At 70.5% G+C, this 22,093-nt stretch carries 18 protein-coding genes; 12 read left to right on the top strand and 6 right to left on the bottom strand.

Translation table 11 applies throughout. The annotated features are described in order from the left end of the window. Positions 1-81 precede the first annotated feature (81 nt). Together VNW53_RS09160 and VNW53_RS09155 are read left to right on the top strand one after the other, a co-directional pair. Complete coding sequence (locus VNW53_RS09160) at positions 82-669, top strand: TadE/TadG family type IV pilus assembly protein (protein WP_325555198.1); 588 nt, start codon at positions 82-84, stop codon at positions 667-669. Then, positions 663-1,187, top strand: coding sequence for a TadE/TadG family type IV pilus assembly protein (locus VNW53_RS09155; protein WP_325555196.1), 525 nt, complete (start codon positions 663-665; stop codon positions 1,185-1,187). Before VNW53_RS09160 ends, VNW53_RS09155 begins: the two co-directional genes overlap by 7 nt. Here VNW53_RS09155 and VNW53_RS09150 read toward each other — a convergent pair. The 4 genes from VNW53_RS09150 to VNW53_RS09135 form a co-directional block, all read right to left on the bottom strand. After that, positions 1,184-2,647, bottom strand: coding sequence for an MFS transporter (locus tag VNW53_RS09150; RefSeq protein ID WP_325555195.1), 1,464 nt, complete (start codon positions 2,645-2,647; stop codon positions 1,184-1,186). The two genes, VNW53_RS09155 and VNW53_RS09150, sit on opposite strands and share 4 nt — an antisense overlap. Before the next feature lie 254 nt (positions 2,648-2,901). Beyond that, entirely contained in the window at positions 2,902-4,071 is a 1,170-nt protein-coding gene (locus VNW53_RS09145; protein WP_325555194.1) for an alanine--glyoxylate aminotransferase family protein, read from the bottom strand. A gap of 17 nt (positions 4,072-4,088) precedes the next feature. After that, positions 4,089-4,862, bottom strand: a complete 774-nt coding sequence (locus VNW53_RS09140; RefSeq protein ID WP_325555192.1) for a tyrosine-protein phosphatase — start codon at positions 4,860-4,862, stop codon at positions 4,089-4,091. 50 nt (positions 4,863-4,912) lie between these two features. Beyond that, entirely contained in the window at positions 4,913-6,367 is a 1,455-nt protein-coding gene (locus VNW53_RS09135) for a hypothetical protein (RefSeq protein ID WP_325555191.1), read from the bottom strand. A 67-nt stretch (positions 6,368-6,434) separates the two neighbouring features. On the opposite strand from VNW53_RS09135, the gene VNW53_RS09130 reads away from it, so the two are divergent. After that, positions 6,435-7,424, top strand: a complete 990-nt coding sequence (locus VNW53_RS09130; protein WP_325555189.1) for an acyltransferase — start codon at positions 6,435-6,437, stop codon at positions 7,422-7,424. A 12-nt stretch (positions 7,425-7,436) separates the two neighbouring features. Here VNW53_RS09130 and VNW53_RS09125 read toward each other — a convergent pair whose 3' ends face one another. After that, positions 7,437-9,626: an outer membrane beta-barrel family protein gene (locus VNW53_RS09125; protein ID WP_325555188.1), complete on the bottom strand. Its 2,190-nt coding sequence runs from the start codon at positions 9,624-9,626 to the stop codon at positions 7,437-7,439. A 188-nt stretch (positions 9,627-9,814) separates the two neighbouring features. Continuing rightward, on the bottom strand, positions 9,815-11,266 hold the full coding sequence (locus tag VNW53_RS09120; protein ID WP_325555187.1) for an AMP nucleosidase: 1,452 nt from the start codon (positions 11,264-11,266) through the stop codon (positions 9,815-9,817). Between the two features lie 391 nt (positions 11,267-11,657). On the opposite strand from VNW53_RS09120, the gene VNW53_RS09115 reads away from it, so the two are divergent. From VNW53_RS09115 to VNW53_RS09075, 9 genes are all read left to right on the top strand, one after another. Next, positions 11,658-12,920 (top strand): dicarboxylate/amino acid:cation symporter, encoded by a 1,263-nt coding sequence (locus tag VNW53_RS09115; RefSeq protein WP_325555185.1) that lies wholly within the window; start codon positions 11,658-11,660, stop codon positions 12,918-12,920. A gap of 177 nt (positions 12,921-13,097) precedes the next feature. Continuing rightward, a complete protein-coding gene (locus tag VNW53_RS09110) occupies positions 13,098-14,519 on the top strand; it encodes a bifunctional diguanylate cyclase/phosphodiesterase (protein WP_325555183.1) in 1,422 nt (473 codons plus the stop codon). Positions 14,520-14,622: 103 nt separating this feature from the next. Then, positions 14,623-15,354 (top strand): hypothetical protein, encoded by a 732-nt coding sequence (locus tag VNW53_RS09105; RefSeq protein ID WP_325555182.1) that lies wholly within the window; start codon positions 14,623-14,625, stop codon positions 15,352-15,354. A gap of 245 nt (positions 15,355-15,599) precedes the next feature. Beyond that, the gene (locus tag VNW53_RS09100) at positions 15,600-15,968 is read left to right on the top strand and encodes a YccF domain-containing protein (protein ID WP_325555180.1); all 369 of its coding nucleotides are present in this window, start codon (positions 15,600-15,602) and stop codon (positions 15,966-15,968) included. Between the two features lie 85 nt (positions 15,969-16,053). Further along, positions 16,054-18,249 carry a hybrid sensor histidine kinase/response regulator gene (locus VNW53_RS09095; RefSeq protein WP_325555179.1) on the top strand — a complete coding sequence of 732 codons (2,196 nt, stop codon included), beginning with the start codon at positions 16,054-16,056 and terminating at the stop codon, positions 18,247-18,249. Between the two features lie 203 nt (positions 18,250-18,452). Continuing rightward, complete coding sequence (locus VNW53_RS09090) at positions 18,453-18,578, top strand: hypothetical protein (RefSeq protein ID WP_325555178.1); 126 nt, start codon at positions 18,453-18,455, stop codon at positions 18,576-18,578. A gap of 203 nt (positions 18,579-18,781) precedes the next feature. Beyond that, the gene (locus VNW53_RS09085) at positions 18,782-20,599 is read left to right on the top strand and encodes a PAS domain S-box protein (RefSeq protein WP_325555176.1); all 1,818 of its coding nucleotides are present in this window, start codon (positions 18,782-18,784) and stop codon (positions 20,597-20,599) included. A gap of 138 nt (positions 20,600-20,737) precedes the next feature. Continuing rightward, positions 20,738-21,073, top strand: coding sequence for a UrcA family protein (locus tag VNW53_RS09080; protein WP_325555174.1), 336 nt, complete (start codon positions 20,738-20,740; stop codon positions 21,071-21,073). A 319-nt stretch (positions 21,074-21,392) separates the two neighbouring features. Continuing rightward, positions 21,393-21,809, top strand: a complete 417-nt coding sequence (locus VNW53_RS09075) for a hypothetical protein (RefSeq protein WP_325555173.1) — start codon at positions 21,393-21,395, stop codon at positions 21,807-21,809. Positions 21,810-22,093 lie beyond the last annotated feature (284 nt).

Below are 22,093 nucleotides of genomic sequence, written 5' to 3'. Positions count from 1 at the left end.
CGTAGCTCTTGCTTATTGCGCGGCGTTAAATCTCGGTTAGCCACGGGGCGCTATCCTGGCTCCGACACTTGAGAGAGACTCGTGCGTAGCCGCCCACCCTTCCGGCCTGGCCGTTTCGCGGCGCGGTTCGCTCGCGCCGAGCGCGGCGTCACCGCTGTCGAATTCGGTCTGGTCGCCGCGCCGATACTGCTCCTGACCTTCGGCGCGCTCGAACTGGCCCTGGTCTTCCTGGTCTCGACCACCCTGGACATCGCGACCGAGGCCGCCTCGCGTCAGATCCGCACCGGCAATTTCCAGATCAGCGCCGCCAACACCAAGACCGACTTCAAGAACCTGGTCTGCGGGGGCATGACATGGCTGAGTGGCAGTTGCGCCTCCGGCCTATGGGTCGATGTGCGCACCTTCTCGAGCTTCTCCGGCCTGGCCACCACGCCACCCATCAATCCGACGACCTTCGTTCCGGGGACCACGCCCACCTGCTTCGCCGCCGGCCAGCCGACCGACATCGTGCTGGTGCGCACCTACTTCGTCTGGAACCTGTTCACGCCGCTCCTGAACAACGCCCTGGAGAACATGGGCGGCGGCTCGGGCGAGCGGCTGATCACCTCCACCACGGCGTTCCGCAACGAGCCCTACAACAGCAACCCGCCCATAGGCGCCTCATGCTGAGACGCCTGCGATCCGACCAGCGCGGCCTGGCCGCCGTGGAGTTCGCGCTCATCGCGCCCATGATGATCCTGCTCTACACCGGGCTGGCGGAGTTCACCCTGGCCATGATGGCCGAGCGCCGAGCGGCCCACGCCGCCTCGGTGGTGGCCGACCTGGTGGCCCAGACCAACCAGATCACGGTCGCTCAGGTCAGCGACGTCTTCACCGTCGCCAACGCCATCATGAGCCCGTTCAGCACCACGACGCTGAAACTGCGGATCACCAGCGTCACCGCCGATGTCAACGGCGTGCCCAAGGTGAGCTGGAGCCAGGGCAGCGGCCTGGGCGCGCTCACGACCGGCGCGACCGTCGCCGGCTTTCCGCCCACCCTGCTGGCGGCTGGCGACAGCGTCATCATGGCCGACGTGCAGTACGCCTTCACCTCGCCCCTGAAGTTGAACCTGCCCAATCCCATCAACTACAGCGACACCTTCTACCTGAGGCCCCGCACCTCACCCTCGGTGACCCTGCTTCCCTAGAGCTTGGGCGGGGCGGCCGGGCCGCCCCCCTTGACGAACATCAGGCCCGCCAGCCCGATCGCCAGCAGCAGGATGATGGTGGCGAAGCCGCCCTGCTGGCTGTGGGTCGCCCGGGTTCCCCAGTTGACCAGGGTGGGCGCCAGCCACGCCGTCGCCACGCCCGAGAGCGCGAAGACGCCGAAGAAGGCGCCCGCCTGGCTCGGCGGCGTCAGGCGCGTCAGCAGGGTGCGGCTGGAGGCGTACTGGCCTGAAATGAACACCGCGTTCGAGAAGCCGATCAGGATGAAGATCCAGTCGGGAAGCTGGCGGAACACCGGCCCGTTCCACATCGGCGCATGCGCCGCCGGATCGTAGGGCCACAGGTACAGGATCCTGTCCGGCGCGATCCCGAGCATGGCGCCGAGACCGACGATGGTCATGAAGATCTGGATCCTCAGCGCGTTCTTCGGCCCGACGCCGGCGTCCAGCCAGCGGGCGACCAAGCCGCCGAAGGCCGCCAGCACGCTCAGCAGGACCCCGTAGGCCAGCATCGCCAGCGGCGGCCACTTCATGACGCCCACGGCGTAGACGCCCGCGTAGATCAGCACCCCGTTCATGCCGTCGACGAAGAACATCCGCGCGCCGAGGTAGATCACCGCGTCGCGGTAGCGCCGCACGGTCTTCAGCATGGCGGCCAGTTCGCCGGCCCCCGCCGCCCAGGCCTTCAGCACGGGGATGCCGGTGCGCGGCGCGTCCGGGGTGAACAGGAAGAGCGGGATCGAGCCCACCGCGAGCAGCCCCGCCGACATCAGGGCCACCACCCGCTCCGGCTCGTGGGTCGCCGGGTTAAGGCCGAACAGCGGCGAGGCGGGAACCCAGGCCCAATGCACCTTGCCCGGCAGGGCGAAGGCCCAGGCAGTGAAGGCCAGCGCCACCACCGAAAAGGAATTGCCCAGCGTCAGCGCCAGGCCCGAGGCCTTGTGCGCCGCGCCCAGGCCCGCCGCCCGCACCAGCAGCGAGTTGTGAAGCACCTCGGTGTAGACGAACAGCACCCGCGCCGCGATCACCAGCAGCATCAGGACGCCCAGCGTGATCGCCCCGCCGGGCTTCGCCCACCAGAGCGCCGCGATCAGCGGGACCATCATCCCGACCGCCAGGCCCAGCCAGCCCTTGCGCGGCCCGAGCTTGTCGATGGACGCGCCCAGAAACGGCGCCGTCACCACCACGATCCAGCCGATGTACTGGTCCCAACTGGAGATCACCTGCTGGCCGCGCACCGGGTCGCCCACCAGCACCGAGGCCACGTAGGGCATGAAGATGTAGATCGTCACCAGGATGATGAAGGGATCGCGACCGCCCTGGAAGATCGACCAGGCCGCGCCCCCAAGACTGAGCTTCCCGTCCCCGCCCACCTCGCCGATCATCGGCTCGTCGATCACGGCGGACACGCCGTGAACCTCCAGCGGTGCGGACTCGGTCAAGGCGACGCCCTCCCAGGCTCCGCCCTTGGACAGGCGGTCGGGGAACGACGTTGCCGGACTTTCGGGACCGAAGCTAGGCGACTGCTCCTCTCCCCCGCGCAGCGAGAGGGAGAGGGTCGGGAGAGGGCGGCTCGGCTCCTCCGTCTCGGCTGCGGACGGCCAAGGGCCCTTGGCTCGCCGGCGGTGGATCGCGTCCCAGGGCGCCGCCCTCTCCCGACCCTCTCCCTCTCGGCTTCGCCGGGGGAGAGGAGGCGCTAACCCAGCTTCGTATCCGCCGCCGCCAGGGCCGTCTTGGCGTCGGCCGCGAAGCCCTGGGCGTTCAGCGCCTCGCAGAGCGCCGTCAGGCACAGGCGCACGTGCCAGGCGGTGGCCGAGGCGCCCATCAGCCCGATCCGCCAGACCTGGCCCTTCAGCGGCCCGAGCCCCGCGCCGATCTCCAGGTCCCAATGCTTCAGGACGTGGGCGCGGACGGCCGCCTCGTCGACCCCGTCGGGCACGCGCACGGTGTTGAGCTGCGGCAGGCGGTGCGGTTCGGCCACCAGCATGGAGAGTCCCGCGGCCTCGACGCCGGCGACCAGGGCCTCATGCATCCGCGCGTGGCGGACGATGGCCGCCTGCTGGCCCTCCTCGAAGATCGCCACCAGGGCCTCGTGCAGGCCGTAGAGGGCGTTGATCGGGGCGGTGTGGTGATAGGTCCGGCCGCCCTCGCCGCCCCAGTAGCTCATCAGCAGGTTGAAATCCAAAAGCCAGTTGCGCACTTTTTCCTTGCGGCCCGAGATGGCCGCCTGCGCCCGCTTGCTGAGCGCGATGGGCGACAATCCCGGCGGCGCGGAGAGGCACTTCTGGGTCCCCGAATAGACCACGTCGGCGTCCCAGGCAGCCACGTCGACGACGATGCCGCCCAGCGAGGTCACGCAGTCCACCACCGCCAGCGCCCCGTGCCTGCGGGCGACGGCGCAGAGGCTGGCCGCGTCGCTGCGCGCGCCGGTGGAGGTCTCCGCATGGACGAAGGCCAGGACCTTGGTCGGCGCCTCGGCCACCGCCGCCTCGACCCGCGCCGGATCGACCGGCAGGCCCCAGTCGTGGTCGACCGTGACCACCGTCGCCCCGGCGCGGCCCGCCATGTCGGCCATCCGCCCGCCGAACGCCCCGTTGATCGCGATCACCGCCCGGTCGCCGGGCTCCAGCAGGTTCATGATCGCCGCCTCCATGCCGGCGGTGCCCGGCGCGGGCAGCGGCACGCAGGCGTGGTCCGGCGCGTTGAACAGGCGCTGCAGCGCCCCCTTGATCTCCTCCATCAGCGCCTGGAACTGCGGGTCCAGGTGGCCGATGGTCGGCCGCGCCAGGGCGCTCAGCACCCGCGCGCTGACGTCGGAGGGGCCGGGGCCCATCAGGATCCGCCGGGGCGGCTGGAAGCTTTGCATGAGGTATCCCTGGATCTTCAGGCGAGCAGGCGGGCTTGGAGCCGCTCGCGCAGCGGTGGGTCGACCCCCAGGACGTCCGTCAGATAGCCGTCGAGGGAGCCGTGCGCCTCGCGGATCGCCGCAAACGCGGTCTCCAGATAGGCAGGATTGACCGACACCGCCACGCGCAGGGCCGCATCGTCGACGATCTTGCCCGCCGTGTCGCGGAGCCAGGGGCCCAGGAAGGCCATCTTGCGCGCCATCCGCGCCTCGTCGTTGGTCAGCAGATAGTCGGCCATGATGTCGTCCGGGCCGACGCCCAGGACGTGGTGGGTGAGCGCGCAGATCAGCCCCGTGCGGTCCTTGCCCGCCGCGCAATGCACCACGATCGCCCCCTCGGCCTGCGCCAGGGTTTGGAAGTAGCGGGTGAAGAGATCGATGTGCCGCGGCTCGAACGGGGCTCTGCGATAGTAGCCGAGGCCGTCGGCGAGGAACCACTCGGCGTCGACCTCGACGCCCTTCATCATGTCCACCCAGTCGCCGTGGTCGGACAGGATGTCGTTCTCCACCACCGCCGCGCCGAACCCCGGCCAGCGCTTGGAGGGCTCGCGCCGGCGCTCCTCGGTGCGGCGCAGGTCGACGATCGCCGCCAGCCCCAGGCCGGCCATCCGCGCCAGGTCGGCGTCGGTGGCGTAGGCGTGGTTCGCCGAGCGGTACAGCAGCTCGCGCTTCACCGGCCGCCCGAAGGACGTGTCGTAGCCGCCGAAGTCGCGGAAGTTCTCGATGCCGTCGAAGTCGATGTGCCGGGTCATGGCCGGTCAGATAGCCGGGTTTTCGCGGCGGATCGAGAGCCCGCCGCCGGTCAGCGGCGGACGTGGACCACGGCCCAGCGGTCGGCGTAAAGCCGTCGCCATCCCGGCATTTCGTCCATCGCCTCCACGACGGGCGATCCGGCCCTGAAGAGGGTCCAGCCGACCTGGCGTGCGTCCAGCGTGGCGGCCAGCGCCGCGCGGTCCGGCCTCACCAGCCGGTCGTAGGCCTCCAGGTAGGCGTCGCCGTAGAGGTCGGCCCGGCTGTCGATGAACGGCTGCAGGCCGCGGCCGATCAGATAGCCGCCGAAGCTGTAGTCGTTGAGGACGTGGGTCCGGAGAGTCGCGGCCGGAACCGCGGCGATCGCCGAGACCGGCCTGCCGGCTGCGTCGCCCAGGACCACCGGCCAGGCGACCCGGCCCGCCGCCAGCAGGACCGCGAGCGCCAGGGCCCCAGCGGTCAGGATCGGAGCCCTGGCCGGCCGCTCGCCCGACGCCGGCGCGGCCGCGCCCTGGCCGAACGCCTGCGCCATGGGCCGGGCCAGGATCAGCGCGCCGATCACGCCCAGCATCTGCTCGTAGCGCGCGTGCTGCAGGGCGAGGTGCAGCAACAGCAGCAGCAGCATCGCGCGCAGGACCGGCAGGCGGATCGGCCGGGTGACCGCCACGAACAGGCCCGCCATCAGGGCGATCTCCAGCGGCCCGACGGTCGCGAAGCTGGCCGGCGCCCACTCGCCGATGTGGGCGAGGCTCCTCATCCCCAGGAGCTGGATCGGGAAGAGTACGGTCCCGATCCCGTCGGGGCTGACGACCGCCATGGCCGCCGCCGCGAGCCCGAAGGCGCCCCAGCGCAGCACGACGTCGCGGCGCGCCCCCGCCGACCGCGCCGCGAGCAGCGCCTCCAGCGCGAAGGGGGCGATCATCGCCAGGCCGAACATGAAGCCGCCGTGCAGGTTCGCCCACAGCGCCATCAGCGGCAGGACGACCCAGCGCGGCGCGCGGTCCTCGGCCCGGGCGCGCAGCAGTTCCGCGGTCCAGATCTCGAGAATCGGCAGGGCCAGCATGTGCGGCCGCGCCAGCAGGCTGCCCGTCCCCAGGCTGAGGCCGAGCGCCAGCAGGCAGAGCCACGGAAGGCCGGTCACCCATCGGCTGAGGTCGCGGGCGAGCAGCCAGGCCGTCAGGCCCGCGGCCGCCGCCGTCAGGATCACCACCGCGCTCCAGCCCCCCAGGCCGAACGCTCCGCCCAGAAGGATCTGCGCCAGCCATTCGTGCGTGTGCCAGGCCGCGCCGGCGAAGGTGTAGGAGAACGGGTCGCTGTGGATCACCGCGCGCCGGGCGATCATCAGCCGCCCGGCGGCCACGTGCCACAGGGTGTCGCCGTCGTTCAGCACGCCGACCGAAAGCGCGGCCAGAAACGCCAGCACCCCGGCCGCCGGCGGCGCGACGCTGCGCAGCGTCAGGCCCGCCGGCGCCCCCTCCCGCGCGCCGCTCTGCGTTCGGCTCAGCAACGATCCCGTCTCCCGAAACCCGTCCGCCGTCAGGGTTGTGGTTAGGTTTCTCGAATAGGGTCTTGGGATGAAGATTTGGTCGCTGCAGGCGCTGCGGTTTTGGGCGGCCTTCGCCGTCCTGCTGTACCACGCCTGCAACACGACCTTTCACATCACCGGCCGGTTTGGGGTGCTGGGGGTCGATGCGGCCCTGTTCGGGCGGGTGGGCGTCGACGTGTTCTTCGTGCTCTCGGGCGTGATCATCACCCTGACCTCAGGAGGCCTGACCGCCGGCGCCTTCGCCGCAAGGCGGGCGCGCCGCATCCTGCCGCTCTACCTTCCGCTGACCGTCTTCTATCTGGTCGCGGGCGGGATCGCCGGCGCCGTGGGCTGGCGCGAGGCGGTCACCAGCCTGACGCTCTGGCCGGTCCTCGATCGCATGGCCGAGCCGGCCGTGCCGGTGGCCTGGACCCTGTGCTTCGAGGCCCTGTTCTACGCCGCGGCCGCCCTGGTGATCTGGCGGCCCAAGGCGGTCTGGGTCCTGCTCGCCCTGTTCGCCACGGCGCTCTGCCTGCGGTCCAGCCCGCTTCTGCGCTTTGTCGGCAATCCGATCGTCCTGGAGTTCCTCATGGGCGTTGGGCTGGCGCGGGCGCCGCGTTGGCGCGGCGCCGTCTGGCTCATCCCGATCGGCCTTGCGGCCACCTGGTTCCTCGGCCCGACGGTCTATCCGTCGGTCCTCGACGTGCCCGGCTTCCTGAACGGCGAGATGGCCTGGCGCCGGGTCCTGGCGCTCGGCGTTCCGGCGGCGCTGATCGTCTGGGGGACCTTGCAGGTCGAGGCCAGGGAAGGCGCGCAGACCCGGCTCGGCGACGCGTCCTATGCGCTCTATCTCGTGCACCTGCCGGTGGTGACCCTGCTGATCGCGGCGCTCTGCCGGGTTCCGGGCCTGCCGCCGGACGTCATCGTCCTTACGGCCGCCGCCGCCGCCGTCGCCCTGGCCTGGCGGGTCCACGAACTGTTCGAGAAGCCGCTGCTCGCCTGGGCCCGCCGTCCGGCCTTCCGCCTCAAGGCCGCCTGACCGAGCCCCGCCCTAGCCCGGCCCCGGCGCCGGAGCGGTCTCGTACTCGAACCCGGGCTCCTTGGCCGCCTTGCCGCCGGCCCCGCCGAACCGATAGTCGAGCCGGAAGAAGACCGCGCGGGACACCGGGCGGACGTCCAAATGCTCGAACAGGGTGGGCGTATTCAGCCTTCGCTCGAACTTGCTGCCCGCCAGCAGGTCCTGCACCGTCACGGTCGCGCTGATCCGGTCGTTGACCTTGTGCCGCCAGCCCAGGTTGATGGTGTAGGTCGGCTCCAGGACGCCCTGGGCGACGTAGCGCTTGGCGTTGGCCTGGGCGTTGAACTGCAGCAGGTCGTCCGGCCGCGCCTGCCAGTTGAGGCTCACCCGGCCGCCGACGGCGTAGCCCGACTCCGACGGGGCGTTGGCCACCAGATTGGCCGAGTTGATCTCGGCCCAGTAGGCGGTGGTCGAGGCCGTGTAGCTGAGCGTCGGCGTGACCTTGCCGTTGGCGCTCAGTTCGATCCCGGTCTGATGGCTGCTGCCGATGTTGCCGAAGCTGAACTCGAACACCCCGTCGCCCAGGTCCCGTTCCACCTGCTGCACCTGATGGACCTTGTTCCGGTAGAAAAGCGTCGCGGTATACGAGCTCTGCCCGTGGCGCTGCTCGTAGCCCAGTTCGTAGGACTGGGTCTCCTCCGGCTTCAGGCCCGGATTGCCGACCACCACCTCCTTCGGGTCGAGCACCTGGAGCAGCGGATTGAGCAGGAAGGCGGGCGGACGCTGAACGCGGGTCGAGATGCTGGCGGTGAGCTTGCGGTCGTCGTCCAGCTTGTAGCCCAGATGCAGGCTCGGATAGGCCTTGGCGTAGTCCTGCCCGGTGCGCTGGCCAGAGGTCAGTTGGTCCAGGCGAAGGTTCAGTTCCTCCAGCCGCAATCCCGCCAGCAGGCTCAGGTCGCCGAACGCATGCTCATAGGTGGCGTAGGCGGCGTTGATCGTCTGTTGAAGATTGAAGCGGTTCGCGAGCCCCGGCACGGGAACCAGTGTCGCGTCGGTCGGCCCGACCCGGTCGGTGTGGTCCAGGTCGTTGTTGTCGTGCTTCAGCTCGTAGCCGGTCTTCAGCGACCCGCCCGCCAAGGGTCGGTTGTAGCCGACCCGCAGTTCGGAGTGGTGATCGCCCTCGTCGTCGCGCGTGGCTTCCAGCGGGACCGTGGCGAGCGGCAGTTCCTGCACCGAGGCGTAGAGAATGCGGTTGCGGTAGTTGGAGACGTTGTAGATCGCGTCCACCGAAAGGTCGTGGCCCTCGGCGAAGGTGTGTTTCCAGCCCGCGTTGAGATTGGTCTCGAGGCCAAGCCCACGACGCTCGCCCAGGCGGTCCAGGATGCTGACCGGCTTGCCGTCGACGCCGTTGTCCACATAGCGGTCGAAGGGATGGCCCTGGGCCAGGTTCTCGTTGTAGCTCGCCGAGCCGGTGACCTGGTCTTTCGGGTCGGGCGTGTAGGTGACCGAGAGCCGGCCTGAAGGCCCGCGGGTGAGATTGCGCCCGCTGCCGATGTCGCTGTTCGTCAGGATCTGGCCGCTGGTCGGATCGAGCCCGCCGCGGAAATCGGAATTGTGCTGCTTGTTGCGCTGGTAGTTGCCCGCCAGCGATCCCGTCACCGCCAGCTTGGGCGAGTTGTAGCCGAAGTTGGCGCCCGCCCGCTTCAGGCCTGCGCTGGCCGCGGTGACATAGGCCGAGCCGGTCACCCCGGCGCCGCGGCTCTTCTTGGTGATCAGGTTGATGACCCCGCCTGAGCCCTCGGGGTTCAGCGCCGCCGACGGGTTGGTGATCACCTCCACCCGCTCGATCTGGTCGGCGGGCAGTTGCTGCAGGGCGTCGGCGCGGCCACCGCCGTTGAACGAGGCCGAGGGCTTGCCGTCCACCAGGATGGTGACGTTCTGATCGCCGCGGATGCTGAGCGTGCCCTGCACGTCGACGTCCACGGACGGCAGATTCCTCAGCGCATCGGCGATCGAGCCGGAGGTCGCGGCCAGGTCCTTGCCGAGGGTGTAGCTCTTCTTGTCGATCGAGGTCTCGACCTCCTGCGGCGCGGCGCCCGTGACCGTGACCGTTTCGACGGTGTGGGTCTTCGGGGCCGGCGCGGCGGCCTTGGCCTTGTCGCCGGGCTTGGCCGGCGCCGTGGGCGGACTATTCGCTGGCTTCGGCGCCTCGCTCTGCGCCATGGCGGAGCTTGCGCCCAGCAACGCGCAACCAATGGTCGTCAGGCCGACCCGCCAGATCCTCGAACCTGCCATTGGCGGCCCCCATCCCCGAAGAACGCAGTCATTCAACCGCAGATGGCGAAATGAAGGCTCGCTTGGACAAAATACAGCCGTAATTTAAGCCGGGGTCGGCTGTCAATCTACCGGCGTCACCGGAACGGCGGTTCGTCGAAGCTGCGCAGCTTGCGCGAGTGCAGGCGCGGGCCTTCCTGGCGCAGCAGGTCCATGGTGGCGATGCCGATCTGCAGGTGCTGGCCGATGGCGCGGTCATAGAAGGCGTTGGCCTGGCCGGGCAGCTTGATCTCGCCGTGCAGCGGCTTGTCCGAGACGCACAGCAGGGTCCCGTAGGGCACCCGGAAGCGGTAGCCCTGGGTGGCGATGGTGGCGCTCTCCATGTCGATGGCCACGGCCCGGCTCTGGTTGAACCGGAGCGCGCTGGAGGAGTAGCGGAGTTCCCAGTTGCGGTCGTCCGTGGTCACCACCGTGCCGGTGCGCAGGCGCCGCTTCAGCACCTCGCCGGTCTCGCCGGTGACGATCTCGGCGGCGTGGTTCAGCGCCACCTGCACCTCGGCGATCGGCGGGATCGGGATCTCCGTCGGCAGGGCGTCGTCCAGCACATGGTCGTCGCGCAGATAGGCGTGGGCCAGGACATAGTCGCCGATGGTCTGCGACCCGCGCAGCCCTCCGCAGTGGCCGATCATCAGCCAGGCCTGGGGCCTCAGGACCGCCAGGTGGTCGCAGATCGTCTTGGCGTTGGAGGGGCCGACGCCGATGTTGACCAGGGTGATCCCCGCGCCGTCCGGGCCCATCAGGTGATAGGCCGGCATCTGGTGTTTGCGCCAGGCCGCGGCCTGCACCACGGCTTCCGGGTCCGGCGTCGAGGCGTCGACCAGCACATGGCCCGCCGCCGACAGCGCCGTGTACGGACCGCCGGCCTTGATCTGCTCGCAGGCCCAGCGGACGAACTCGTCGACGTAGCGGATGTAGTTGGTGAACAGGATGTACGGCTGCACGTGGGTCGCCGGCGTGCCGGTGTAGTGCGCCAGCCGCGCCAGGGAGAAATCGGTGCGCAGGCCGTCGAACAGGGCCATGGGCCTGGGCTCGTCAGCGTCCTGCGACCAGGACCCGTCGACGATCTCGTCGCCGATGAAGGCCAGCTCCGTGGTCGGAAAATGCCGGGCGATCTCCGCGGAGCCGATGTCGGCCAGCGCGATGTCGGCCTGGCCGTCCAGCACATAGGGGAACGGCATCTCCTGGGTGGAGCGCCCGACCTCGATCTCCACCTTGAAGTCGTCCATCAGCAGGCTGAGCTGCTCGATCAGGTAGCTGCGGAACAGCGCCGGCTTGGTCACCGTGATCGCATAGTGGCCCGGGGCGCCGATGCGGGCATAGGCGCGGCTGATCCGCGGGAACGGCTGGCCCGCCGGCCAGTGCAGGCGAAGCTCGGGATAGACGAAGGCGCCGGCCGCGCGCACCGCGGGGTCGGGCGGCGGCCCACCGGCCAGGAATTCCTTCAGGGCGCCCCGGAGCGCCTCGACCGTCTTGCCGTATTCGTCTTCGAGCCGATCAACGATGCCGGCTGCTGCTGTCTTCGATGTCATCGCCCTATTATAGGCGCCCCTGCCCAAGCTTGGCGAGCGGGCGCGCCGGAGGTCTTGAACGGCCGCGGAGCGGCGCCCTCCCGATTTTGACCGCCAAGGACACCAAGATCGCCAAGGAGACGCGAAGATCCAAAGACCACGAAGACCGCGAAGGGGCTGATCAGGCCGCGGCGTGGCGCCACGCTGGGCGTCTTTGTGATCTTCGTGTCCTTGGTGGTCTTGGCGTTAAAAAGACTGAGCCCCCGCTCCGCGGAGTCTCAGGCATAGGCGCTCGCCGAGCCGTCTCTTTTTCCAGCAGCATCTCGCGCCGCGGCCGCCGTGCGTCCGGCGGGATGGACGCGGCCAAGGTTCCCGGCGACAAAGGCGCCCGAAGAAACCCCCGGGACCCTGAATGAACCGCCTTTTCTCGATCCTCATCGTCGTGGCCATGGTGCTGGGCGTCGCCGTCGGCTGGGGGGTCCACGAATACGCCGCGCCCGCCGCGGCCAAGGCGGTAGCCTCCAACCTCTCGATCGTCACCGATGTCTTCCTGCGGCTGATCAAGATGATCATCGCGCCCCTGGTGTTCTCCACCCTGGTGGCCGGCATCGCCCACATGGAGAACGCCTCCACCATCGGCCGCGTGGGGGCCAAGACCCTGGGCTGGTTCATCTGCGCGTCCCTGGTCTCGCTGACCATCGGCCTGATCATGGTCCACCTGATCCAGCCGGGCGTCGGCATGCACCTGGTCGCCGAGCCGACAGCGCCGGGCGCCGCGGTCGACATGACCAAGTTCAACCTCAAGGAGTTCGTCAGCCACATCTTCCCCAAGTCCATCGTCGAGGCGATGGCCAACAACGAGATCCTGCAGATCGTCATCTTCTCGGTGTTCTTCGGCACCGCCGTGGCGGCCATCGAGGACCGCGCGCCGGCCGTCGTCGCCCTCGTCGAGCAGGTCTCGGCGATCATGCTGAAGGTCACCGGCTATGTGATGAAGACCGCGCCCCTGGCGATCTTCGCGGCCCTGGCGGCCACCGTCTCCACCCAGGGCATCGGCGTGCTCGCCACCTACGCCAAGTTCGTCGGCGGCTTCTATGTCTCGATGCTCCTCTTGTGGGCGCTGCTGATCGCGGTGCTGCTGCTGATCGTCGGGCCCCGCGCGATGAAGCTGATCCTGGCGATCCGCGAGCCCGCCCTGCTGGCCTTCTCCACCGCCTCGTCGGAGGCCGCCTATCCCGGCACGCTCGAGGCGCTGCAGCAGTGGGGCGTCTCGCGCCGGGTGGCGAGCTTCGTCCTGCCGCTGGGCTACTCGTTCAACCTCGACGGCACGATGATGTACTGCACCTTCGCGACGCTGTTCGTCGCCCAGGCCTACGGGGTCCACCTCACCCTCGGCCAGCAGATCACCATGCTGCTATTGCTGATGGTCACGTCAAAAGGCGTGGCGGGGGTTCCCCGCGCGTCACTGGTGGTGATCTCTGCGACGCTCACCTACTTCCATCTGCCGGAGGCGGGCCTGTTGCTGATCCTGGCGGTCGACAACCTGCTCGACATGGGCCGCTCGGCCACCAACGTGGTCGGCAATTCCGTGGCCGCCGCCGTCGTCGCGAAGTGGGAAGGCCAGATCGAAGCGCCGAAGACCGAGGACGCCGTGATCGCCGAAGCCGCGGGCTAAAGGGCCGGTCGAGGCCCCTCTCCGCCTTCGCCGGGGCAGATCGATTCAGGGCCCTCGGCCGCGGATGCGTCAATCTGTCCGGAAAGGCTTTCATTAGGCATGTCGCTTAACGGGGCGTTCGCCTCGTGGGCGCTAATTCGCTGGCCAGTATCCTTGCTCGCCTGAGGCCCCCTCCCCGTGCCCGATAGCGTCCAAACGTCGGCCGACCTGCGAGCGCGCGTCGCCGAGCTTGAATCCGAGCGCGAACTGACCCTTCGCCTGGCCCAGACCGACAGCCTCACGGGCCTGGTCAACCGCGGCGCCTTCACCGCGGCGCTGTGCGAGCGGCTGGAGGCCGCGCGGGCGGCGCAGGCCCGCGTGGCCCTGTTCGTCGTCGACCTCGACCGTTTCAAGCACCTCAACGACACCCTGGGCCACCACGCCGGAGACCTCTTCCTGGCCGAGGTGGGCGAGCGGCTGCGCGCAGACGCGGCCCCGGGCGAGCTGGTCGCCCGACTGGGCGGCGACGAGTTCGCGGTGATCTCCCCGGTCGCCGAAGCAGGCCCCGCCGCGCCGGCCCGCCGGGCCCAGCGGCTGCTCGACCTGCTCACCCAGCCGCATGCGATCTACGGCCGCCAGGTCTCGCCCGGCGCCTCGGTGGGGGTCGCGGTCTATCCGGACGACGCGCCCGACGCCGGCGACCTGCAACGCTTCGCCGACATGGCGCTCTATCGGGTCAAGACCCAGGGCGGCCGCCGCTGGTCGGCCTTCGACGCCGAACTGCGCGCCGAGAACACGCGGCGCCGCACCCTCGAAGCGGAGCTGCGCCGCGCCATCCCCGCCGGCGAGATCGAACCCTGGTTCCAGCCGGTGGTCGACGCCCGCGACGGGCGGATCGTCGGCGTCGAGGTCCTGGCCCGCTGGCGCCATCCCGAGCAGGGCCTGCTGGCCCCCGCCGCCTTCGTCCCCATGGCCGAGGAACTGGGCCTGATCGGGCGCATCGACGAGGCGGTCTTCGAGGCCGGCTGCGCGCGGACCGCCCCCTGGGTCGAGGCCGGCCTGATCGAGACGGTCGCCTTCAACGTCTCGCCCCGCGACCTCCTGGACCCCGGCTTCTCGCGCAAGCTGATCGGGCGGCTGGGCAAGACCGCCCTGCCGGCCACCGCGCTCACCGTCGAGATCACCGAGACCTTCCTGCTGCAGGACCTGGCGCTCTCGCGCCGCCACATCGAGCGGCTGACCGCCAAGGGCGTGAGCATCGCGCTCGACGACTTCGGCACCGGCTATTCCAACCTGCGCGCCCTGATGCACCTGCCGATCCAGACGGTGAAGCTCGACCGTTCGCTGATCTGCGACGTGGCCAAGGACGGCCGCGTCGCCAAGCTTGTGGCCTCCATGCTGCACGCCGCCCGCGCGCTGGGCGTCCGCATCGTCGCCGAGGGCGTCGAGGAGGAGGCCCAGGCCATCTTCCTGCGCAGCGCCGGCTGCGACCGGATGCAGGGCTACTTCTTCGCCCGGCCCATGCCGGCCGCCGACATGGAGGCCCAGCTCAGGGTCTCCCACGCCGAAACGCCGCGCGTCTTCGACGCCGCACCGACCCGCCGCCGCGCCCGCGCCTGAGGGCGCCTGCCCCGTTTCGCCTGTCGTCATGGCCGGGTTCGCGCCGCCAGCCCCATTGCGAACACCCTTGCCCGCTTGTTTGCGGGCCTGCATGACAGCGCCGATGCTCAAGCCCGCCCTGGCCCTCGCCCTCGCCGGGGCGCTCCTCGCCCTCTCACCGGCCCAGGCCGCCCGCCATCCCGCCGCCATCGGCTACTCCCGCGACGCCGAGCGGGTGCTGGCCCAGGCGCGGGCGGCGGCCGGGGGCGCCGGCTGGTACATGCTGCGCGGCTGGCACGAGACCGGCCACGTGGGCGGCGTCCCCTACGAGCGCTGGCTGGACCCCTTGCGCTTTGGCCTGCGGGTCGAAGTGCGCGACCCGGCGGGCATGCGCGTCGAGGGCTTCAACGGCCAGGGCGACTGGACGATTCCGGCGCCCGGCGCAGCCCCTCTCACCGGCGACGAGGCGGCCACGGCGCGGGCGCGCGGCGAGGCCTTCTTCGGCGTCTACGGCTTCTTCTACGCCGCCCGATTCGACGCCCACGGCCAGGTGCTGGGCGTGCGCCAGGCCGGCGGCAGGAGCTACGACGTCATCGAGGCCAAGCCCTACGGCGGCGATGCGCGCCAGCTCTGGTTCGACCGCCGCACCCATCTGCTCGCCCGCATCGTCGACCGCACCGGGCCCGAGCCGGTGACCGTCGAGCTCTCCGACTACCGCAAGGTCGGCCCAGTCCGCGTCGCCTTCCGCGAAACCGTCATCGGCGCCGGCGGCCCGCCCCGCGTGCGCCAGATCGACAGCCTGGTCTTCGCCCCCTCCGACCGCGGACTCTTCAGCCTGCCCCGAACCGCGCCCTAGGGCGTTTCTCAACTATCTAGTTGAATTTATTAAATAACGTCATGGCCCCGCTTGTCCGGGCCGCCCATGACCTCCGCGTCGAAGACGGGGCGCGGCGCGGCCGTGGGCCTTTCCGCAGCGGCGGCGTTCATGGGTCGCCCGGACAAGCCGGGCGATGACGATCGTGGGGATGACCATCCAGGCCACGCGCTTGCTCGGCGCAGCGAGGCTGCTACAGCTTGGCCGCAGGCGGAGGCGACGTGCCCATGCGACTGCTCCTGAACGTCCTGTGGTTCATCTTCGGCGGCTGGATTTCCGGGTCGCTGTGGATCCTGGCGGGCGTGATCTTCGCGATCACCATCGTGGGCCTGCCCTGGACCCCGGCGGCGTTCCGGCTGGCGGGCTTCAGCTATTTCCCGTTCGGCAAGATCCTCATCGACCGCGACGACGGCCCGGCGAGCCTGCTGCTCAACGTGCTGTGGCTGATCTTCGCCGGCTGGTGGCTGGCCCTGCACCACCTGGTCCTGGCCGCGGCTCTGGCGGTGACCATCATCGGCATCCCCTTCGCCTGGCAGCACGTGAAGCTGGCGCTGGCCTCCCTGACCCCGGTCGGCAAGGCGGTCGTCGAGGCCTGAGGCCCCGAATACAATTCTGGCGCGTGATTATCCTGGATTAATCGTTCTGCGGCATGGTCGGCGCGTGCGAGAGGACCACACCGCCGTGTTGCGTCTGTTCGATCAGGGTCTCGACGAGATGGCCGCGGGCGCCCGCGCCTCGTTCGGCGCGCGCCTGACCGTGACCCTCGGCGTCGCCGCGATCGCGCTCGCCTTCCTGCCCTGGCAGGCGTGCCTGGCCTGGGGCGTCGTGGTCGGCGGGCTCGACGTGCTGAGCTGGTTCCTCACCCGCGACCAGCACCTCGGCCTCCCGGTGACCATGGCCGCGCGGCTGCGGCACGTGGGCTGCCTGATAGGCGGCGTCATAGGCTGGGTCGTCCTGGGTGTGCTCTTCTGGCGCGCCGGAAGCGCGGCCGGCGCGATCGCCGCCGTCGCCATCTGGCTCTCCGTCATGGGCTTCGCCCAGGTCTACGCCTACCAGTCGCGGGCGGGCTACCTCCTGGCCGGGGCGCTGCCCGCCGCGGCCCTGCTGATCACCCCTCTGGCCTCGCCCAGCCCCGCCGTGCCCCATGGCCTGCCGGCGTGGCTGGTCCTGGCGGTCAGCGTCGGCTTCTCGATCTCGGGCGCCCAACAGACCCGCGCCGCCCGCCACCGCTACGAAAAGGCGACCCAGGACCTGCGCGAGAGCGAGCGGAGCTACCGCCTGCTGGCCGACAACGTCATCGACGTGATCTCCCTGACCTCGGCGGACAACCAGCGGCTCTACATCTCGCCATCGATCGAGCGCGTCCTGGGCTTCGAGCAGGGCGAGCTGATGCGGACGCCGAACTACACCTACATGCACCCCGAGGACACCGAGACGATCCAGGCCTTCATCACCTCCGTCACCGAGGAGAGCGGCCCGAAGACCACGACCTACCGGGTCTTCGCCAAGGACGGATCGGTGGTCTGGGCCGAGACCACCTTCTCGCGCCTCAACGACGGCAGCGGCCGGCTGCTGGGCGTCTCCCGCGACGTCACCCTGCGCAAGACCCTCGAAAGCGACCTGAAGGACGCGCTCGCCCGATCCGAAGCCGCCGCGGCCGCCAAGACCGACTTCCTGGCCAACATGACCCACGAGCTGCGCACGCCGTTGACGGCGATCGTCGGCTTCGCGGGCGTGCTGCGCCAGTCGGAGGCGCTCTGCGAACAGGACGCGCGCCATGCCGGCCTGATCCACGACGCCAGCCAGACCCTGCTGGGCGTGGTCGGCGACGTGCTGGATTTCTCCAAGCTCGAGGCCGGCGCCTTCGAACTCGACCCCGAGCCCTTCGACCCGGTCGCCACCGTGCGCTCGGCCGTGGGCATCATCTCCGAGCAGGCCGCCGCCAAGGGCCTGGCGCTCACCGCCCGGGTCGACGAAGCCACGCCGGCCCTGGTCGGCGATGCGGCGCGCCTGCGCCAGGTGCTGCTCAACTTCCTCTCCAACGCCATCAAGTTCACGCGCGAGGGCAGCGTCGACCTGACCCTCAGCCAGGGCCTCGAGGCCGGCCGCTGCCGCCTGCGCGTCGCGGTGGCCGACACCGGCATCGGCATCGACGAGGCCCACATCGGCTCGCTCTTCACCCGCTTCACCCAGGCCGACGCCTCGGTCTCCCGCCAGTTCGGCGGCACGGGCCTGGGCCTGGCGATCTCCAAGCAGATCGTCGAGGCCATGGGCGGGCGGATCGGGGCGAGCAGCGTGATCGGCGAAGGCTCGACCTTCTGGTTCGAGGTCGACCTGCCGCTGGCCGCCGACGGCGCCGCGCCTGTCGAGCCCGAGGCGGCCGGCGCCGTCATCGACCGTCCGATCCGCCTGCTCGTCGTCGAGGACAACGCCGTCAACCGCGAGCTGATCACCATCCTGCTGAGCCCCTTCGGGGTCGAGATCGACACCGCCTGCGACGGCGCCGAGGCGGTGGAGGCGGTCAGCCGCGGCCGCTACGACGTGATCCTGATGGACATGCAGATGCCGGTGATGGACGGCCTGACCGCCACCCGGCGCATCCGCGCCCTGCCCGACGCCGACGCCGCCCGCACGCCGATCGTCGCCATGACCGCCAACGTCCTGCCCGAACAGATCGCCCGCTGCCACGAGGCGGGGATGGACGACCACCTGGGCAAGCCGATCAACCTGCCCCAGATGCTGGCCGCCCTCGACCGCTGGACCAGCCCCGCCGACGCGCGCGCGGAGCCCCGGCCCGACGCGGTCGCGCCGCCTATTTCGACGCCTCGGCGTAGAAGCCGTCCAGCCGGCCGGGCGCGTTCCAGAACGCCGGATTGAAGGTCCACAGGTCGTCCCACCTGATGGCGGCGATCAGCCCGTCCTTGGCGCGCCGGCCTTCACCTGTTCGCGGGCCCGGCTGAGCAGGGTCGCGAGCTTGCCCTGGAAGGCGCCCCGCGTCCGGCCCTTGCCGATCCCGGGACCCTAATCGCCGGTCGCGCGTTTGTGGCTCGGACCCAGCCCGTCCAGGGGAAACAACGCCAATGTACAGCTCCGATGACACGGCCCTCATAGAGAAGATCGCGATCTACATCGGCGTCGCCCTGGTGGTGATCGGCGGGACCGCGTTCGCCGTGGTGATGGGGTACGCCAAGCACGCCGGTCAGTGATCGGCGCCTGAACAGCCGCCTGGATTGCACGCGGGCGACGGTTGCGGACATTTCTGCGCGGACTAAGCTGCCGCCCGAACGGCATGTGGGGCCTTTCGAGTTTGTCGCCGCTTCGGGACTAACCGCGCCGATCGCCGGTCGAGATCCACGCCACTTCCCGGATGCCGGCGGCCCCCTGTGACAGGGACGGCGGGAACGGGAAGATGCCAGATCCAGCGGGCTCGCAACGGAAGGTCGCCCCGGCGCTCCTGCCCGTCGCGACCGCCACGCTCGCCGCCGCGATCTTCATCGCCGACATCCTCACGCCGGTGGGCGTCGCGGTCGCGGGGCTCTATGTGGTCGTGGTGCTCATGGCGGCCCGCTTCCTGCGGCCGCGCGGCGTCGTGCTGGTCGCCGTGGGATGCGCGGCGCTCACCCTGGTCAGCGACATACTATCGCGTTCCGGCGGCCCGGACGCCGAGGGCGTGGTCAACCTGTTCACCAGTATCGCGGCCATCTGGGTGACGGCCTTTCTCGCCCTGCAGGGCCAGGCGGCGGAGGTCAGGCTGCGCGACCAGGCCAGCCTGCTCGACCTCACCCACGACACCATCTTCGTGCGCGGCATGGACGACGTCATCACCTACTGGAACCGCGGCGCCGAGGAGCTGTACGGATGGTCCGCCAAGGAGGCCATCGGCCAGGTCAGCCACCGGCTCACCCAGACGGTCCTTCCCGCCCCGCTCGAGGAGATCAACGCCGAGCTGCTGCGCGCCGGTCGCTGGGAAGGCGAGCTCGTCCACACCCGGCGCGACGCGACCCGGGTCACCGTGGCGAGCCGGTGGTCGCTGCAGCGGGATCGGGAGGGCAGGCCCGCGGCGATCCTGGAGACCAACAACGACATCACCGGGCGCAAACAGGCGGAGTACCTGACCGGGCAGGTGTTCGAGAGCTCGCCCGACGGGATGTGCATCGTCGGACGGGATTTCCGGATTCAACGCGCCAATCCGGTCTTCGCGCGGATCTGGGGCGTCGCCGCCGAGGGGGCCGTCGAGACGCACATCGCCGACCTGATCGAGCCGGAGCGCTACGAGCAGGTGAGCCGGCCGGCCCTTGAACGGTGCTTCGCGGGGGAGGCTTCCACCTATTCGGCATGGATTCCCACGCCGCAGGGCCGGTCCTACCTGGCGGTGAGCTATTCGCCGCTGCGGCCGCACGCCGACGAGGTGGAGGCCGTGCTGGTCATCGCCCACGACCTCACGGACCTCATGCTGGCGTCGGAGGCCCTGCGCACCGCGCAGGCGGACCTCGCCCACGTCAACCGCGTCGCGACCATGGGCCAGCTCACCGCCTCCATCGCCCACGAGGTCAATCAGCCGATCACCGCGGCGGTCATCAACGCCCAGGCGGCCCTGCGCTGGCTGCGCGGCAAGCCTCCCGACCTGGCCGAGGCCCGCCAGGCGCTCGGCCGGGTCGTCGACAACGGCGGGCGGGCCGCCGACGTCATCGGCCGCATCCGCGCCATCGTCACCAAGGCGCCGCCGCGCACCCGCCGCTTCAGCCTCAGCGAAGCCCTCGACGGCGTGATCGCCCTGACCCGCGCCGAGGCGCTGAAGCACGGCGTCTCCGTGCAGGCCGAACTCGCCGCGGACCTGCCGTCCGTGCACGGCGACCCGGTCCAGGTGCAACAGGTGATCCTCAACCTGATCATGAACGCCATCGAGGCGATGAGCGGCGCCGATGACGGGCCGCGGGAGCTGCGCCTCGGCGCCGGGATGGACGCGGACGGCTGCATCCACGTCGCGGTGCGCGATTCCGGCCCAGGCCTCGACCCGCGGAGCGCCAGGCGCGTGTTCGACGCCTTCTACACCACCAAGGCCGACGGCATGGGCATGGGCCTGGCCATCTGCCGCTCGATCGTCGAGGCGCACGGCGGACGGCTGTGGGTCTCCGCGAACGAGCCCCGCGGCGCCGCCTTCCACCTGACCCTGCCGCCGGAGGGCGCCGACGCCGCCTCCAGACAGCCCAGCGAGGCGCCCGCGTAACGGGCCGGTAACCCCGTCACCCAAGTGTCGCCGGACCGTAGCGCCACGGCCTTGCAAGGTTCACCGGCCTGTCGGGGACGCGCCCTAGCTTCCGCGCCGCGTCGCCGACCCGGCGGCGGGAAGGAAGGAGCTCCTCCCATGAAGCCTATCGTCCTAGCCCTCGTGGCCGCCGGCGCATTCACCGCCGCCGGCCTGGCCCAGGCCCAGATGCGGGCCGAGACCGACACCATGACCGTCCGCGTCGACGACCTGAACCTGGCCTCCGCCCGCGGCGCCGCCATCGCCCTGCGGCGCGTCGACCAGGCCGCGCGGACCTTCTGCGGCGATCCCCGCTGGCACGACCTCGGCCGGATCCAGGTCTCGGGCAGGTGCCGCAGCGAGATGACCGGCAGGGCGGTCGCCCAGATCGCCGCGCCCCTGGTCACCGCCCTCTACGAGAAGACCGCCCGGCCGCTGGCCCTGGCCGTCAACTGACGCCCCGACCGGCGCGGCGCCGGCCCCAAGGTCGACGCCGCGCCACGGGAGCCGCCCCGCCGGGATTTCCGCTTGGCCGCGGCTTGGTCCGCATGAAGCGCGCTGGGCGCCAAGCGACGCCCAAGGACGGCCGTCCTCCAGCTCACACGCCTATCGCGAGCATCCTTGTAATATCCACTCTAAGGTTGCATTCCTCTGCCGAAGGGGGAACATGTCACGCCGATCCGGCGTCCCAAGGGGGGAAGACATGAATTCTCGTTCGGCCGTTGCGGCCCTGGTTGCGTGCGCCGCGTCCCTCGCTGTCGGCGTTTCGTTGGGGGTGGCGAAAGCCGAGTCCGGTCCTGGACCGGGCGGCAAGGTGGTCAGGGCCAAGGGCGGGGCGACCCCGCCGAAGGCGATTGTGGCGGCGATGCCGGGCTGCGCCGGCTCGGCCTGGATCGCCGACAGCAACGCCACGAACCATACGACCGCGATCCCCAATCCGGCGGGGTCCTCGCCGCCCTCGTCCTTGACGGTTTATTTCAGTCCGGGCGGCGACCCGTCGGCGGCCGTCTTTCCCGTCGCGTGGAGCTGGGACAACCACCTCAGCGGCAACCCCGTGACGATCGAGGTGACGGCCAACCGGATCAGCCTGCAGATCTTCAGCCAGAGCCCCCTGCATGGCGTCTGGTCGGCCGCCACGGGGGTCTGGACGACCTACGCCTCCGGCTACTGGGCGGCCGTCGCCTGCAAGTGACGGCGCGGGCCGTCGGCGCGCAGCCGCCCCGAGGTCGACGCCGCGCCACGCAGGCCGCGCTCGCCGGATTTCCGCATCGGGTCAGCCGGGACAGGTCTGGAGCGTTCGGCGGCTGGGTTGAATCGGCTGTGCGCCCCCTCGGTCTCGCCGCGTCCCGCGTCGATCCACCTCCCCCGCACTCTGCGGCGCGAGGGAGGAGCGATGCTCCGCTCCTCCCCGAAGGGTACACTTCGGGGGCGGTGTCAGCGAAGCTGACGGAGGGGGCGACGCCGTCGCGTCAACTC

It is taken from the genome of Phenylobacterium sp. (assembly GCF_035569475.1).
Taxonomy (GTDB): Bacteria; Pseudomonadota; Alphaproteobacteria; order Caulobacterales; family Caulobacteraceae; genus Phenylobacterium.
This window is presented reverse-complemented; position numbering and strand designations above follow the sequence as displayed.

What these genes read in the sequence shown, in the direction of transcription:
- VNW53_RS09105 (WP_325555182.1), top strand. Translation starts at nt 14,623, where the DNA reads ATGCTCAAGCCCGCCCTGGCCCTCGCCCTCGCCGGGGCGCTCCTCGCC.
- VNW53_RS09080 (WP_325555174.1), top strand. Translation starts at nt 20,738, where the DNA reads ATGAAGCCTATCGTCCTAGCCCTCGTGGCCGCCGGCGCATTCACCGCC.
- VNW53_RS09125 (WP_325555188.1), bottom strand. Translation starts at nt 9,626, where the DNA reads ATGGCGCAGAGCGAGGCGCCGAAGCCAGCGAATAGTCCGCCCACGGCG.
- VNW53_RS09130 (WP_325555189.1), top strand. Translation starts at nt 6,435, where the DNA reads ATGAAGATTTGGTCGCTGCAGGCGCTGCGGTTTTGGGCGGCCTTCGCC.
- VNW53_RS09120 (WP_325555187.1), bottom strand. Translation starts at nt 11,266, where the DNA reads ATGACATCGAAGACAGCAGCAGCCGGCATCGTTGATCGGCTCGAAGAC.
- VNW53_RS09140 (WP_325555192.1), bottom strand. Translation starts at nt 4,862, where the DNA reads ATGACCCGGCACATCGACTTCGACGGCATCGAGAACTTCCGCGACTTC.
- VNW53_RS09100 (WP_325555180.1), top strand. Translation starts at nt 15,600, where the DNA reads ATGCGACTGCTCCTGAACGTCCTGTGGTTCATCTTCGGCGGCTGGATT.
- VNW53_RS09115 (WP_325555185.1), top strand. Translation starts at nt 11,658, where the DNA reads ATGAACCGCCTTTTCTCGATCCTCATCGTCGTGGCCATGGTGCTGGGC.
- VNW53_RS09145 (WP_325555194.1), bottom strand. Translation starts at nt 4,071, where the DNA reads ATGCAAAGCTTCCAGCCGCCCCGGCGGATCCTGATGGGCCCCGGCCCC.
- VNW53_RS09155 (WP_325555196.1), top strand. Translation starts at nt 663, where the DNA reads ATGCTGAGACGCCTGCGATCCGACCAGCGCGGCCTGGCCGCCGTGGAG.
- VNW53_RS09090 (WP_325555178.1), top strand. Translation starts at nt 18,453, where the DNA reads ATGTACAGCTCCGATGACACGGCCCTCATAGAGAAGATCGCGATCTAC.
- VNW53_RS09085 (WP_325555176.1), top strand. Translation starts at nt 18,782, where the DNA reads ATGCCAGATCCAGCGGGCTCGCAACGGAAGGTCGCCCCGGCGCTCCTG.